Genomic DNA, 12226 nt, shown 5'->3' on the forward strand with positions numbered 1-12226 from the left:
CAATCCTCACACGATCGGATGAATGCCGATGGAAGTGTGCGATCAGGTGCTTACTCTCCGCTACATTCGCGCCGTCCACGAAGCCATAAGGGCTGCTCACAGGCAATCCGGGCACCTCGCTCAGCCGGAAGGCAGGAGACCGCACCGCAGATGACGGAACGACCCGCGCAGCGCACCCCCAACCGACAGCTCGCCGCGCTCATCGCAGAAGCGGGGTTCTCCAACGCGGGACTCGCCCGTCGCGTGGACCAGCTAGGTCTCGAACACGGGCTCGACCTGAGATACGACAAGACGTCCGTCACCCGCTGGCTGCGCGGGCAGCAGCCGAGGGGCACCACACCGGCGCTGATCGCCGAGGTCTTCACCCGGCGCCTGGGCCGCCGGCTCACCGCGCAGGACCTCGGGCTCGACGCCTGCGCGCCGGTCTACGCGGGACTCGAGTTCGCGGCCACGCCGGAGGAGGCCGTCGACATCGTCAGCGGGCTGTGGCGCAAGGACTCCGGCAGCCATGCCGAGCTGCGGAAGATCGCCTTCACCTCGGCGGGGCTGGTCGTCCCGAGCCGGGACTGGCTGATCGGGCGGGCCGACGAGAAGGTGGCCCGCGCGGAGCCGCCGGTGCGGGTTCCGGCACAGGGGCGGGCGCCGGTCCGTCCGGCGGCCGGGCCGGCCGAGCTGCTCGCGCGCCGGCGCGGTGCGGCCGAACGCGGGCCCGGTCACCGGGTCTCCGGCGGCGACATCGCCGCGCTGCGCTCGGTCGGTGAGCTGTTCCGCACGCTCGACGACGCGTACGGCGGCGGGCACGCCCGGCAGGCCCTCGTGCGGTACCTGGAGCACGAGTGCGAGCCGATGCTGCGGGGCACGTACGGCGAGCAGACGGGACGCAGGCTGTTCGCCGCCGCCGCGGATCTGACCCGGCTGGCCGGGTGGACGTCGTACGACATCGCCGCGCACGGGCTCGCGCAGCGGTACTTCGTGCAGGCGCTGCGGCTGGCGCAGGCGGCGGGGGACCGGTCGTACGGGGCGTATGTCCTGGTCACGATGAGCCGGCAGGCCGTCTACCTCGGGCACGGGCGGGAGGCCGTGCAGCTCGCGCGGGTCGCCCAGCAGGGGGCGGGGGGCTCGGCTCCGCCGGTCGTGCAGGCGCTGCTGCACGCGGCCGAGGCGCGTGGGCACGGGGTGCTTGGGGAGGTGCGGGCCTGTACGGCGGCGCTGGTGCGCGCCGAGCGTGCGATGGAGGGCGTTCGGGCCGGTGACGAGGTGCCGTACTGGGCACGGTTCTTCGACGAGGCGCAGCTCGCCGACGAGTTCGGGCACTGTCATCGGGATCTTCAGCAGTTCCGGGCGGCGGCGCAGCACGCGGAGCGGTCGCTGCAGTTGCGGGGGCCGGGGTACGCCCGTAGCCGGCTCTTCTGCCGGGTGGTGCTGGCGACCGCGCGCCTCGGCCTGGGGGAGCTCGACCAGGCGTGCCAGCTCGCGGCCGAGGCCGCGGGGCAGGCGGCGGAGATGCGGTCCGTGCGGGCCGTGGAGTACGTCCGCGACTTCGAACGCCGCCTGGAGCCGTACCGCGACGCGGCCCCCGTCCGCACCTACCGCGACAAGGTCGCAACCTACGTCTGACCGTTGGGCGGGCCGGCGCCGCCCGCCGCGCCCCCCGCGGGCAGCCGCATGCCGCCCATCCGCGGGCAGTCGTGCCGCTGGGGCGGCACGGGTGGGCGCGACGGCACCCCGCAAGCGCCGGGCCGCGCGACCAACCCCCGGCCCACACCAACGCGGGGCACCCCCACCGCACCGGGCCGCACGGCCCACAACCACAGGGCCGCGCCGGCGACTTCAGGCCGCCCGAGCCGTCGGCACCGGCTCCGCACTGTGCAGAGACCCGTCCCCACCCAGGTCCGTCAGAATCGCCCCGACCGCCCGATGAGCCGAGTGCAACGCCCCCTGCACGGACCCCGTATCCCGATGGTCCCCACACACATACAGCCCCGCCAGCAACCGCACCGGCCGCCGCAGATCGTGCGGCGGCCGCATCACCGGCACCGCCTCCGCCGTGTGATGCACGCCCAGCGTCTCCCACCGCCCGGTCGGCACCCCGTACAGCCGGGCCAGATGCATGCGTACGGCCGTGTCGACCCCCGCCGTGGGCGGCCCCAGCACCGTCGAGCTGACCAGCGTGCGCCCGGCCGGGGCGCGCGACGGATCGACCCGGCTGACCACCGCCGTGTGCGCGACCGGCCCGCCCCGGTCGGCGTCGAGCAGCAGCGACGCACCCGTCGCCGGGGGCTCGTCCATGGTGTGGTGCACCACCGTCACGGGGTGGAACTCCGGCACCCGCAGCCCGGGCAGCAGCTCGGCGGCGGCCCGCGCGCCCGTCGCGATCAGCACCGCGCCGCACCGGAACTCGCCGTGCTCCGCGGTCGTCACCGAGGTCGTCGACACGGACGTGACCCGCACCCCCGTGCGCACCGTGCCCGGCGGCAGCGACCGCGCCAGCTGCTGCGGCAGCGCCTCGGCGCCGCCCTCCGGCAGACACAGCCGCCCGCTCGCGAACGCCCGCAGCGCGAGATCCGCGCACCGGCTGGAGGTGGTGAGATCCGGGTCGCACAGCAGGGCGGCGAGCAGGGGGCGCAGAAAGCCGTCGATGGTGCGGGCGGGCAGGCCCCGCGCCACCAGCGCCTCGGCCGCCGTGGTCTCCGGCCGGGCCAGCAGCCGTTCCACCGGTGTGCCCGCGAGCCTGCTGAACGCGGCCCCCAGGCGGGCCTGGTCGACCGCCGTGCCCAACGGGGCGCCGGTACGGCTGCGGGGCACGGACACCTGCCGTCCGGGCACCGCCACCGGCCTCCTGGGCCCGCCGCCCGGACGTGGGGCGCTCGCCAGGGCGCGCACCGCATGGAGTGCGCCCCTCGCGCTACGTGCCCCCTTCGCGCCAGGCTGCACGCCCGCCCGATGGTGCCGTCCGTCGCTGTGCAGCAGGACGCCGGGCGCGAAGGGCCGCAGCACCAGCCCGTCCAGCCCCGGCGCACGCCGTAGTTCGGGATACGCCGTGGACAGCAGCCGCCCGACGCGGTCGAGCCGGAAGCCGTCGATCTTCTCCGTCGCCATCCGGCCGCCCACCTCATGGGCGGCCTCCAGGACCAGGGTGGTGACTCCTGCGCTGGTCAGCCGTCGTGCCGCGGAGAGACCGGCGACCCCGGCTCCCACGACGACGACGTCCGCCTGGTACGTGGGCTCAAGCACGTGCCCCTCCTCGAGGTTGCGCGGGCGCTGGAGACGTCATGCCCTCAACAGCCCTCAGGGATACCCGAGTTCTGCTCGAGGTTAGGGCCGTGATCGGTCGTCCGGTCAGTCGCGCATGGACAGAGCACGGGCGCACGGCGGTCGCATACGGACACCGGGTGGGTGAGGTGTGGTCGCAGGGAGTTCAGTTCCGGTTCGGTTTCGGGCACGGTGCGGGCAACAGCGCTCACAGCGCCGCTCTGACCGCCCCCTCGATCCGGGGGAAGGCGAACCGGAAGCCGGACTCCAGCAGCCGCGTCGGCAGCACCCGGGCGCTGCCGAGCACGTCCCCGGCCATTTCCCCGAGCACCGTCCGCAGTACCGGCGCCGGCACCGCGAACACCGCCGGCCGGCGCAGCACGTGCGCCATCGCCTCGGTGATCTCCCGGTTGGTCGCCGGATGGGGCGCGGTCAGGTTGAACGGTCCGGACAGTCCCTCGGTGTCCAGGAGATGGCGCAGCGCGGCCACCTCGTCGTGCAGCGCGATGAACGACCAGTACTGGCGTCCGTCGCCCATCCGCCCGCCCAGACCGGCCCGGAACAGGGGGAACAGCCTGCCCCACGCCCCGCCGCCGCGCGCCACCACCAGCCCGGTCCGCGCGAACACCGTCCGCACTCCCGCCTCCCGCGCCGGTGCCGCGGCCCCCTCCCACTCCACGCACAGCCCCGGCAGGAAGCCCTCGCCCGCCGGCGCGCTCTCGTCCACCGTCCGGTCACCGGTCTCGCCGTAGTAGCCGATCGCGCTGCCATTGAGGAACACCCGGGGCCGTACGTCCTCGGGCAGTCCCGCCACGGCCTCCGCGAGCGCGGTCGTGCCGCCCACCCGGCTCGCCCGGATCCGCGCCTTGTACGCCGCCGTCCAGCGCCGGCTGCCCACCCCGGCCCCCGCCAGATTCACCACGGCGTCGCACCCGGCGAGCCCCGCCGCGTCCACGGAGCCCCGCTCCGGGTCCCACCGCACCTCGCCCGCCGCCCGGGGCGCACGCCGTACCAGCCGGACCACCTCGTGTCCGTCCGCCGTCAGGGACCGGGCCAGCGCGCCACCGATGAGCCCGGACGCACCGGTCACCGCGATTCGGGAACGTTCCATGGCGTCCATCCTGCCCCTCACCGCCCGAAATTCACGGACGGTGCGCGCCCCGGCCGCCGTACAGTGGCCCCCATGCCCGAGCCGTTCATACGCGTCGCCCGTCCCGACGACGAGGGGGAACTGGCCCGCCTCGACGGCGAGACCTGGTCCACCCTGCACGCCGTCACCCCGCCGCCGCGGCCGCCGTACGACTCCTTCTTCAGCGAGCGCTCCGGGCCCGGGGACCATCGCGTCGCCGAGTACGGCGGCCGGCTGGTGGGCTACGTCCGCCTCGGTTTCCCCACCGAGCTCGCCTCCAACGCGCACGTACGGCAGATCCGCGGCCTCGCCGTCGCCGAGGAGGCGCGCGGCCTGGGCGTGGGCCGGGCCCTGGTGCGGGCCGCCGTCGCGGAGGCACGGGAGCGCGGCGCCCGCCGGATCACCCTGCGCGTCCTCGGCCACAACACCGCCGCCCGCAAGCTGTACGAGTCCGAGGGCTTCGTCGTGGAGGGCGTCCAGCCGGAGGAGTTCCACGTCGGGGGCGAGTACGTCGACGACGTCCTCATGGGGCGGTTCCTGACCTGAGCGGCCCTCCCTACGAGGCCGTCGGCTCTCCCGTGTCCACCGGCGCCGTCGCGTCCGCCGCCCGCGCCGCGTCGTCCGCCACCTCGTCCGCCGTCAGCACATAGCCGGTCTCGGCGTCCGAGGTGGAACGCGCGAACACCACGCCGTGCACCCGGCCGTCGGTGGTCAGCAGCGGGCCGCCGGAGTTGCCGGGGCGGACCGTGGAGCGGATCGCGTAGATCTCGCGGGTGACCTCCGCGTCGTTGTAGATGTTCTGTCCTCTGGCCTGGACCCGGTTGGCGACGGTCGCCGCCTGGAGGTTCAGATCGCCGTCCTGCGGATAGCCCGCGACGACCGCCGAGTCGCCCCGGTCGGCGTCGTCGTCGAAGCCCAGGACCGGCGCCCGCAGATCCGGCACGTACAGCACGGCCACGTCCTTCCGCGGGTCGAAGAGCACCACCCGGGCCTCGTACGTCCGTCCGACCCCGCCCACCCGCACGGTCGGTTCGTCGATGCCCGCCACCACATGGGCGTTGGTCATCACGCGCTCCGACGCGTACACGAAGCCGCTGCCCTCGCGGCCCTGGGTGCCCGCGACGCCCTCCACCTTCACCGTGCTCCGCTGCGCGGCCCGGGTGGCGGCCGCGGTGACGCTGTCGCCGGAGGGCTCCGCGACCTCGGCGGTCGACTCGTTCTCGAACGGGTTGAAGACCTGCGGGAAACCCGCCTCGGTCAGCGCCGACGTGGCCCCCGAGAACCAGCCCGGAGTGGTGTCCGGCATCGCCTCCTGCACCGCGCCGAGCAGCCGCGAGTCCCGGATCGCCGACGTCACCAGCGGCGAGGAGGACGCGCCCAGCACGCTCGCCGCCACCCACGCCACGATCAGCACGGCCACCGAGTTGGCCGCCGCCCCGCCGATCCCGTCCGCCACCCTCAGCGGGCCCCGGTCCAGCTCCCGCCGCAGCCGCAGCGCCAGCCGTCCCGCCAGCTCATGGCCCGTCACGGCCGGTACCAGCACCGTGAGCACGGCCGTCACCGTCGCCCGGGTCGTCCCCGGGGTCACCAGGTCCATCACCCACGGCAGGAGCCACACGCCGACGACCGCACCGCCCACGAAACCGGCCAGCGAGACACAGCCCGCCAGCAGCCCGCGCCGGTAACCGGACGCCGCGTAGGCCAGGACGACCAGCAACAGCAGAATGTCGAGCAGGTCCACGCACGCCGCCTTCCTCTCGGGACCACCGACCATCAGTACGCGCCGGAGCGGCCCGATGATCAGCCACGCGCGCGGACGGCCGCCCGGAAGCGGCCGCACGCGCGTGCAATCGGGTAAACGCCGCAGACCGGGACGATGGTTCCAACGGCTCGTTCCACCGGCTGGCACACCACGGATCGCGGACCGGGCGGCGCCGCCGCACAGTGAGATCATGCGTGCCCTCAGGAGACCGCAGGGAGCGCGGAGGCGACGCGCCTCCCGGATACCCGGCGGACCCAACACCCCCCGCCCGCCACGGGCCGTCACGGTGCTGCTCGGCTGTCTGCCGGGCCTGGCCGCCGCCGTCGCCCTGGTGCTGTGCGCCCACGGCGTCGAGCACGCGGCCGAGACCGCCTCCGGCTCCGCCGCGCGGGCCGCGCCCGCCCACCAGGCGCCCCGGCCCTCGATCCTGCCCCGCTCCGCCTGGCTGGGCGGCGCCGGACGCGAACAGCCGCCCCCGCGCTACGACGACGAGGTCGCCGCCGTCTTCGTCCACCACACGGACTCGCCGAACGGCTACGACTGCGCGGACGCGCCCGCCGTCATCCGGTCCCTGTACGAGGGCCAGACCGCCGGCCGCGACTGGGACGACCTCGGCTACAACTTCGTCGTCGACCGCTGCGGCACCGTCTACGAGGGTCGCGCGGGCGGCGCCGACCGCCCCGTCACCGGCGCCCACACCCAGGGCTTCAACCACCGCACCACCGGGATCGCCGCCCTCGGCACCTTCACCGAGGGCACGGAGGTGCCGCCCGAGATGCTGCACGCGATCGCCGCGGTGGCCGCCTGGAAGCTCGGCTCGTCCGGCACCGACCCCCGCGCCGACGTCCGGCTGGTCTCCAGCAACGGCGGCAGCCGCTACGCGGCCGGCACGACCGCCACACTCTCCGCGATCGCCGGCCACAGCGACGCCTTCATGACCGACTGCCCGGGCGCCGCCCTCAAGGCCCGCCTCCCGGAGATCCGCACCCTGGCCGCCCGTCTCCAGGGACGCGACGCACCGGACACCGTGCCCGACGGCACACAGACCGCGGTACGGAACGACGCCACAAGGAACGAAGAGCAGGTCCCATGAACGACACCCCTGACCGAAGTACCACCTGGGCGGACGTCCTGCGCCGCCCCTGGACGGCCCTGTGCGCCGCCGCCGCCGTCGTGCTGGGCCCGGCGGCCCACACCGCCTCCGCCCTCATGCAGGCCAACACCGCGCCCCTGCGCCACAAACCGACACCCCACCGGCGCCCGTGAACCGGCGGTGCGCGCCCGCTCAGCCCCGGAACCGCTCCCAGAGCCGCGGATAGCGCTCAGCGAGCAGGGCCTCGTTCTCGAAGTCGATCGGCGTGCCCTCCGGCTCCGCCGGTGCCGGGGGCAGGTCGAGGTCGGGGGCCACCATCCCGGTGAGCTGCTCGTACGCCTCGTCCGCCGCGTAACCGAGGTCCTCGCCGTCCCCGTCGATCTCCTCGTCGAAGTCGTCCAGCAGCTCGGCCAGCGCGTCCGGGTCGTGCAGCGCGCCCTCGAACACCTCCCGGCCCTGGCCGATCAGCCAGCACCGGAAGAAGTCGAACGCGTCGTCGCTCGCCCCGTCCAGCAGCACCCAGGCGGCGCCCCACAGCTCCCAGTGGTAGGCGCGGTGGTACCGGGACTCGAAGTGACGGGCGAAGTCCAGGACCGCCTCCGGGTCCAGCCGCACGAGCCGCTCCACCAGCAGATCGGCCTGCTCCTCCGGATCACCCTCGGCGTCCTCCCGAGCGGCGTCCACCAGCTCCCAGAACTCCGTCTCGTCCATCACGAGGTCAAGCATCGACCCTCCAGCCCAGCAACGCACCCCGATAGGAGCCCCGACAGGGGCGCGGGGAACTGCGCAATGGGGGTCTGGGGGCGAAGCCCCCAGGGACGGGAAGGGAAGGGGCGGCGGGGGCGAAAAAACCAGGAGAGCCACACCCTCACCCCCCGTACAGCGACGCCAACCGCACGGCCTCCGCCACGAACCGCTCCCGAAGAGCCGGAGGTGCCAGCACCTCCACCTCCGCCCCCAACGCCGTGAGCTGCGTATGAGCCACCTCCTCGGACTCCACCGCCAGAGTCACCGTCACCCACCCGCCGGAGTCCGCCTCCCCCGCCCGCGCGAGCGCCTCCCGCGCGGCCAGCGGATCCACGGCGTGCGGAAGCCGGCGCACACCCTCCGCCGACAGCCGCACCACGACCTCCGCCCGCAGAATCGACCGGGCGAACTGCTCCGCCCGCTCCTCCCAGAACGCGGGCAGCTCGAACTCCTCCTCGCGCTCGAAGCGCGACTCACCCGCCTCCACCGCCGTGAACCGGTCGATCCGGTACACCCGGAACGAGCCCCGCCCCGCCACCCGCGCGCACAGGTACCAGACGCCCGCCTTGAGCACGAGCCCGTACGGCTCCAGCTCCCGCTGCACAGCGGTCTCGCCGCGCCGGTAGCGGGCGGTGATCCGCCGGTCGTCCCACACCGCGTCCGCGACGGCCGGCAGCAGCTCGGGCGTCGCCGCCTCACGGAACCAGTTCGGGGCGTCCAGATGGAAGCGCTGCGCCGCCGTGCGGGAGGCGTCCCGCAGGGACGGCAACAGGGCGGCCGACACCTTCAGCCGGGCCGCCGACGCCGCGTCCTCCAGGCCCATTTCGCGCAGCGCCCCCGGCACCCCGGACAGGAACAGCGCCTCCGCCTCGCTCCGCGCCAGCCCGGTCAGCCGCGTGCGGTAACCGCCCACCAGCCGGTAGCCCCCGATCCGCCCCCGGTCCGCGTACACCGGCACCCCGGCCTCCGACAGGGCCTGCGCGTCCCGGGTGACCGTCCGCTCCGACACCTCCAGCTCCCGGGCCAGCTCGGCGGCGGTCATCGAGGGCCGGGACTGGAGCAGCAGCACCATCTTGATCAACCGGGCAGCACGCATGCGCCCCATCATGCAAGAGGCCCCCGCCGAGTGGGGCGGGGGCCTCATGTCCTGAGCGAGCCTTACAGGCCGTACTTCTCGCGCGCTTCCTTCACCGCGGCGGCCTGGACCTCGCCGCGCCGGGCGAGCTGGGCCAGGGCCGCGACGACGATGGACTCGGCGTCCACGCCGAAGTGACGGCGGGCCGCGTCACGGGTGTCCGACAGACCGAAGCCGTCGGCGCCCAGCGAGGTGTAGTCCTGCTCGACCCACTGCGCGATCTGGTCCGGGACCTGGCGCATGTAGTCGGAGACCGCAAGCACCGGACCCTCGGCGCCCTGGAGCGCCTGCCGGACGAACGGCACCCGGTCCTCGCCGCGCAGCAGCGCCTCGTCGGCCTCCATCGCGTCGCGGCGCAGCTCGGTCCACGAGGTGGCGGACCACACGTCGGCGGCCACGCCCCACTCCTCGGCGAGCAGCCGCTGCGCCTTCAGCGCCCAGTGGATCGCCGTACCGGAGCCGAGCAGCTGGATGCGCGGGGCGTTCGCGGCCGGGGACAGGCCCGCGGACTCTGCCGTGTTGAAGCGGTACAGGCCCTTGACGATGCCCTCGTCGATGCCGGCGGCCGACGGCTTGGCGGGCTGCGGCAGCGGCTCGTTGTAGACCGTCAGGTAGTAGAAGACGTTCTGGTCCTCGCCGGGCAGGGCCTCGCCGAACATCCGGCGCAGACCCTCCTTGACGATGACACCGAGCTCGTACGCGAACGCCGGGTCGTACGTCAGCGCCGCCGGGTTGGTCGCCGCGATGACCGGGGAGTGGCCGTCGGCGTGCTGGAGGCCCTCGCCCGTCAGTGTGGTGCGGCCCGCCGTGGCGCCGACCAGGAAGCCGCGGCCGAGCTGGTCGCCGAGCTGCCACATCTGGTCGCCCGTGCGCTGCCAGCCGAACATCGAGTAGTAGATGTAGAACGGGATCATCGTCTCGCCGTGCGTCGCGTACGACGTCGAGGCGGCGACGAACTCGGCCATGGCACCGGCCTCGGTGATGCCCTCGTTGAAGATCTGGCCGTTCTTGGCTTCCTTGTAGTACATCAGCTGGTCGCGGTCGACCGGCTCGTACGTCTGACCCATCGGCGAGTAGATGCCGAGGGACGGGAAGAGGCTCTCCATGCCGAAGGTGCGCGCCTCGTCGGGGACGATCGGCACCCAGCGCTTTCCGGTCTCCTTGTCGCGGACCAGGTCCTTGACCAGGCGGACGAACGCCATGGTGGTGGCCACGTTCTGCGAGCCGGAGCCCTTGTCGAAGGCGGCGAACGCCTTGTCGGCGGGCTGGGGCAGCGGGGCGACCGGGTGCACGCGGCGGGCCGGGGCGGGACCGCCGAGGGCGGCGCGGCGCTCCTGGAGGTAGCGCACCTCGGGGGAGTCGGCGCCCGGGTGGACGTAGGGGACCACGCCGTCGACGAACCGGGAGTCCGGGATCGGCAGCTCCAGCCGGTCGCGCATCGCCTTGAACTCGTCCACCGTCAGCTTCTTCATCTGGTGGTTGGCGTTCTTCGAGGCGAAGCCCTCACCGAGGGTGTGGCCCTTGACCGTCTGCGCCAGGATCACGGTCGGCGCGCCCTTGTGGGCGAGCGCGGCCCTGTACGCGGCGTAGACCTTGCGGGACTCGTGGCCGCCGCGCGAGAGGTGGAAGCACTCGAGGATCTTGTCGTCGCTCAGCAGCTTCGCCATCTCGACGAGCGCCGGGTCCTTGCCGAAGAAGTCCTCGCGGATGTAGGCGGCGTCGCGCGTCTGGTACGTCTGCACCTGCGCGTCCGGTACCTCACGGAGCCGGCGTACCAGCGCGCCGGTGGTGTCGAGCCGGAACAGCTCGTCCCACGCCGTGCCCCACAGCGTCTTGATGACGTTCCAGCCGGCGCCGCGGAACTGGGCCTCCAGCTCCTGCACGATCTTGAAGTTGGCGCGGACCGGTCCGTCGAGGCGCTGGAGGTTGCAGTTGATGACGAAGGTCAGGTTGTCCAGCCGCTCGCGGGAGGCGAGGGTGAGCGCGGTCGTCGACTCGGGCTCGTCCATCTCGCCGTCGCCGAGGAACGCCCAGACGTGGGAGTCGGAGACGTCCTTGATGCCGCGGCTGGTCAGATAGCGGTTGAAGCGCGCCTGGTAGATCGCGGAGATCGGGCCGAGGCCCATCGACACGGTCGGGAACTCCCACAGCCAGGGGAGGCGGCGGGGGTGCGGGTACGACGGCAGGCCGTTGCCGCCCGCCTCACGGCGGAAGTTGTCGAGCTGCTGCTCGCTGATCCGGCCGTCGAGGAAGGCGCGGGCGTAGATGCCGGGGGAGGCGTGGCCCTGGATGTAGAGCTGGTCGCCGGAGCCGTCACCCTCCTTGCCGCGGAAGAAGTGGTTGAAGCCGGTCTCGTACAGCCAGGCCGCGGAGGCGAAGGTGGCGATGTGGCCGCCGACGCCGTATTTGCTGCCGCGGGTCACCATGGCCGCCGCGTTCCAGCGGTTCCAGGCGGTGATCCGCTGCTCCATCGCCTCGTCGCCGTCCACGGCCGGTTCGGCGGAGGTGGGGATGGTGTTGACGTAGTCGGTCTCGAGGAGCTTCGGCAGCGCGAGGCCGGCGCCCTCCGCCCGCTCCAGGGTGCGGCGCATCAGGTACGCGGCACGGTGCGGCCCGGCCGCCTTGGTGACGGCGTCCAGGGAGGCCTGCCACTCGGCGGTCTCCTCGGGGTCGCGGTCCGGGAGCTGGTCGAGCTCGCTCGGCTGGATGGCGTTGGGGTCGGTCATGTCGCCGCCTTCCTCAGTCGAAGGGGGGTGCCCTTGTGTCTTTGGCAGGACAGGGCGGAGGGCTCGGGTGAAGCCCGCAGGCGACAATAACCTCCTGATCGATGATCGATCAAAGGGTTGACGGCAAAATCTCTCGATCCCAAGAAAGTAGGCACGCGGTGCCTTCGGCGATGGCACGGGGTGACTGACCGGTCGGGGGGTTTGCGCAGGTGAGGGTGTGTGCGCGCATGCGAGCTCGGGCGCTTGCGTCGTACGGCGGCTGCGGGCCGGCTGTGGCTCTTCGCGCAGTTCCCCGCGCCCCTTCAGGGGCGCGGGGAACTGCGCGAAGGGGGTCTGGGGGCGGAGACCCCCAAGGAGGGGAAGGGAGGGGGGGGGGAAAAAG

10 protein-coding genes are annotated in these 12226 nt (G+C 73.6%); 4 read left to right on the plus strand and 6 right to left on the minus strand.

The genetic code is table 11. The features are described from left to right. Window positions 1-150: 150 nt before the first annotated feature. Window positions 151-1617: a regulator gene (locus tag ACZ470_RS26305; protein WP_468431022.1), complete on the plus strand. Its 1467-nt coding sequence runs from the start codon at window positions 151-153 to the stop codon at window positions 1615-1617. A 213-nt stretch (window positions 1618-1830) separates the two neighbouring features. Here ACZ470_RS26305 and ACZ470_RS26310 read toward each other — a convergent pair whose 3' ends face one another. Both ACZ470_RS26310 and ACZ470_RS26315 read right to left on the minus strand, forming a co-directional pair. Continuing rightward, window positions 1831-3234, minus strand: coding sequence for an NAD(P)/FAD-dependent oxidoreductase (locus ACZ470_RS26310; RefSeq protein ID WP_468431024.1), 1404 nt, complete (start codon window positions 3232-3234; stop codon window positions 1831-1833). Between the two features lie 226 nt (window positions 3235-3460). Continuing rightward, window positions 3461-4363: a TIGR01777 family oxidoreductase gene (locus tag ACZ470_RS26315; RefSeq protein WP_468431025.1), complete on the minus strand. Its 903-nt coding sequence runs from the start codon at window positions 4361-4363 to the stop codon at window positions 3461-3463. A 72-nt stretch (window positions 4364-4435) separates the two neighbouring features. Between ACZ470_RS26315 and ACZ470_RS26320 the strand changes: the two genes are divergently transcribed. Further along, complete coding sequence (locus tag ACZ470_RS26320; RefSeq protein ID WP_468431027.1) at window positions 4436-4927, plus strand: GNAT family N-acetyltransferase; 492 nt, start codon at window positions 4436-4438, stop codon at window positions 4925-4927. A 10-nt stretch (window positions 4928-4937) separates the two neighbouring features. Here ACZ470_RS26320 and ACZ470_RS26325 read toward each other — a convergent pair whose 3' ends face one another. After that, window positions 4938-6122, minus strand: a complete 1185-nt coding sequence (locus tag ACZ470_RS26325) for a MarP family serine protease (protein ID WP_468431029.1) — start codon at window positions 6120-6122, stop codon at window positions 4938-4940. A 307-nt stretch (window positions 6123-6429) separates the two neighbouring features. Here ACZ470_RS26325 and ACZ470_RS26330 point away from each other — a divergent pair, with 307 nt between their 5' ends. Together ACZ470_RS26330 and ACZ470_RS26335 are read left to right on the plus strand one after the other, a co-directional pair. Then, window positions 6430-7236 carry a peptidoglycan recognition protein family protein gene (locus ACZ470_RS26330; protein WP_468431046.1) on the plus strand — a complete coding sequence of 269 codons (807 nt, stop codon included), beginning with the start codon at window positions 6430-6432 and terminating at the stop codon, window positions 7234-7236. Continuing rightward, window positions 7233-7409: a hypothetical protein gene (locus ACZ470_RS26335; RefSeq protein WP_468431031.1), complete on the plus strand. Its 177-nt coding sequence runs from the start codon at window positions 7233-7235 to the stop codon at window positions 7407-7409. Before ACZ470_RS26330 ends, ACZ470_RS26335 begins: the two co-directional genes overlap by 4 nt. 19 nt (window positions 7410-7428) lie before the next feature. Here the strand turns inward: ACZ470_RS26335 and ACZ470_RS26340 are convergent, their stop codons facing one another. The 3 genes from ACZ470_RS26340 to aceE form a co-directional block, all read right to left on the minus strand. Further along, window positions 7429-7947 (minus strand): DUF4240 domain-containing protein, encoded by a 519-nt coding sequence (locus tag ACZ470_RS26340; protein ID WP_468431048.1) that lies wholly within the window; start codon window positions 7945-7947, stop codon window positions 7429-7431. 157 nt (window positions 7948-8104) lie between these two features. Continuing rightward, the gene (locus ACZ470_RS26345; protein ID WP_468431033.1) at window positions 8105-9079 is read right to left on the minus strand and encodes a helix-turn-helix transcriptional regulator; all 975 of its coding nucleotides are present in this window, start codon (window positions 9077-9079) and stop codon (window positions 8105-8107) included. 62 nt (window positions 9080-9141) lie between these two features. Next, on the minus strand, window positions 9142-11844 hold the full coding sequence (aceE, locus tag ACZ470_RS26350; protein ID WP_468431034.1) for a pyruvate dehydrogenase (acetyl-transferring), homodimeric type: 2703 nt from the start codon (window positions 11842-11844) through the stop codon (window positions 9142-9144). Window positions 11845-12226 lie beyond the last annotated feature (382 nt).

The sequence above is a fragment of the Streptomyces sp. NPDC031111 genome (assembly GCF_055570675.1).